Below are 2,202 nucleotides of genomic sequence, written 5' to 3' on the forward strand. Positions count from 1 at the left end.
CGGTCAGGGCGGGGCGGCCGAGCCAGGAGCGGGCGGACCAGGTCGTGGCCGAGAGGGCCGCCAGTGGGGGGATGCCCGCGCGGGTCAGTTCCGCCACTTCCGCCGCGATGAGGCCGTGGGGCAGGGAGCCGCCCGCGTCGGTGCCGGTGAAGGGCGTAGCGGCGGGCGTGGAGCCTGCGCATATGGGCCGACCAGCGGGGGAACTTCTGCTCGCCGCCCGCGGCCAGGTCCGGGAACGTCGCGATGTTCACCAGGGTGGGGACGATCGCGACGCCGCGCTCCGCGAAGAGCGGGATCGTGTCCTCCGTGAGGCCCGTCGCGTGCTCGACGCAGTCGATGCCCGCCTCCACCAGGTCCCGCAGCGAGTCCTCGGCGAAGCAGTGGGCCGTCACACGGGCGCCGAGCCGATGGGCCTCCGCGATCGCCGCCTCGACCGCGTCGCGCGGCCAGCAGGCCGTCAGGTCGCCCGCGTCCCTGTCGATCCAGTCGCCGACCAGTTTGACCCAGCCGTCGCCGCGCTTCGCCTCCTGGCCGACGTACGCGACGAGGTCATCGGGCTCGATCTCATGGGCGTAGTTGCGGATGTAGCGCCGCGTGCGCGCGATGTGCCGGCCCGCGCGGATGATCTTCGGCAGGTCCTCGCGGTCGTCGATCCAGCGTGTGTCCGAGGGGGAGCCCGCGTCCCGGATGAGCAGCGCCCCGATCTCCCGGTCGGTCAGCGCCTGCTTCTCCGCCGTGTCGGCGTCCACGGGCCCGTGCGCGTCCAGGCCCACATGGCAGTGCGCGTCGACCAGACCGGGCAGCGTCCACCCCTCGACGGTGACCGTCTCCGTCGCCGGAGTCACCGGACGGTCGTACGTCACCCGGCCGCCGACCACCCACAGCTCGTCCCGTACGTCATCGGGCCCGGCCAGCACCCGCCCCTTCACGTGCAGCACCGCGTGATCACTCATGGCAGCAGCTTAGGAGGCCCCGTCGGCGGGCGGTACGGGGCGCTGCGATCGCGTGGCGGCGGGCGGTCGGTAGGCTCGTCACCGCAGCCGGACGAACTCGTGAGCGAAGTGAGCAGTGACGTGAGCAGTACTGTGACGCACCCCTTTCTGGACCTGGCGCCGCTGAGCGCCCAGCACTTCGCCGCCATCGAGGCGCGGGTGGCCCGGCTGCTCGGCACCGAGCAGGACGTCGTGATCATGCAGGGCGAGGCGCTGCTGCCCCTGGAGGGCTGCATCCGGGGCGCCGCGCGGCCCGGCACGACCGCGCTGAACGTCATCACCGGACCGTACGGGCAGACCTTCGGCGACTGGCTGCGCGACTGCGGCGCGGACGTCGTCGACCTCGCCGTGCCGTTCCACACCGCCGTCACCGCCGAGCAGGTGCGGCAGGCCCTCGCCGAGCGCCCGGAGATCGACTTCGTCTCGCTGGTGCACGCGGAGGCCGCCACCGGCAACACCAACCCCGTCGCGGAGATCGGCGCGGTCGTCCGCGAGCACGGGGCCCTCTTCATGCTGGACGCGGTCGCCTCGGTGGCCGCCGAGCCGCTGCTGCCCGACGCGTGGGGTGTGGACCTGTGCGTGATCGGCGCGCAGAAGGCCATGGGCGGCCCCGCAGGGGTCTCGGCGGTGTCGGTGAGCGAGCGGGCCTGGGAGCGGATCGCCGCCAATCCGCAGGCGCCCCGCCGCTCCTACCTCTCCCTCCTGGACTGGAAGGAGCGCTGGATCGACGCCGGGCGCAAGGCGCTGCTGCACGCGCCCGCGCAGCTGGAGATGCTGGCCCTTGAGGCGTGCGTGGAGCGCATCGAGACGGAGGGCCTCGACGCGCTGATGGCGCGGCACGCCACGGCCGCCGCCGCGACCCGCGCGGGCGCGCTGGCGCTCGGCGGCGGGCTGCGCCCGTATGTGCACGAGGCCGCCGACGCCGCCCCGGTCGCCACCACGCTGCGCGCGCCCGAGGGCGTCGACGCCTCGGCGCTCGTCGCCGCCGCGCTCGCCGCGGACCCGGTGCTCCCGCTGGTCGCCGGTGGCGGCGCGCTCGCCAAGGAGATGATCCGGGTCAACCACTACGGCCCCGCCGCCACCCGCGGCGTCACCCACGCCTGCCTGGCCGCCCTGGCCGCCGCGATGAGCGAGACAGGCCTCACCGTGGACCTGGAGGCATCCCGCCGCGCGGTGACGGACGCCTGGAGCTAGGAGGGGCGGGGACGGG

The 2,202-nt window shown here is 74.6% G+C and carries 1 protein-coding gene and 1 pseudogene; one reads left to right on the plus strand and one right to left on the minus strand.

The window, feature by feature from the left end:
- Nucleotides 1-953, minus strand: a pseudogene (locus AB8Z36_RS37490) (amidohydrolase family protein); the annotation flags it as partial.
- A 132-nt stretch (nucleotides 954-1,085) separates the two neighbouring features.
- Between AB8Z36_RS37490 and AB8Z36_RS37495 the strand changes: the two are divergent.
- Nucleotides 1,086-2,186, plus strand: a complete 1,101-nt coding sequence (locus AB8Z36_RS37495; protein ID WP_369217849.1) for a pyridoxal-phosphate-dependent aminotransferase family protein — start codon at nucleotides 1,086-1,088, stop codon at nucleotides 2,184-2,186.
- The last annotated feature ends 16 nt before the right edge of the window (nucleotides 2,187-2,202 follow it).

This window comes from Streptomyces flavofungini, assembly GCF_041028215.1.
Taxonomy (GTDB): domain Bacteria; phylum Actinomycetota; class Actinomycetes; order Streptomycetales; family Streptomycetaceae; genus Streptomyces; species Streptomyces flavofungini_B.